This window comes from Bradyrhizobium sp. Kon56 (genome assembly GCF_055807635.1).
The window spans coordinates 1-343 of sequence record NZ_JBVVOU010000236.1 but is presented as its reverse complement, the minus strand read 5'-3'; the positions used below and the strand labels follow the sequence as shown (position 1 = coordinate 343).

Genomic DNA, 343 nt, shown 5'->3' with positions numbered 1-343 from the left:
CCGATGAGATCGCACGCAAGGTGCAGGGCCATCGCAACGCCGGCAGCCTGTCTCAGGCCGACCTCAAGGGCTACGTCGCCAAGGAACGCACGCCGTTGTGTACCGACTACAAACAATGGAAGGTGTGCGGCATGCCGCCGCCATCATCGGGTGGCATCGCTGTGGCGCAGATCCTGGGAACGCTGCAGGCGCTGCAAGCCCGTGACCCGCGCCAGGCCATCGCGCCGATGACGCCAACCCAGAGCCCTTCCCCCGCCGGGCTTGAACCAGCGCCTGCAGCGTTCCCAGGATCTGCGCCACAGCGATGCCACCCGATGATGGCGGCGGCATGCCGCACACCTTC

Annotated in this window: 1 protein-coding gene; it reads left to right on the top strand. The window is 67.1% G+C overall.

The annotated features are described in order from the left end of the window. The coding region (locus AC0L3B_RS38775; RefSeq protein WP_473382963.1) for a gamma-glutamyltransferase at nt 1-343 on the top strand (343 nt) is incomplete at both ends.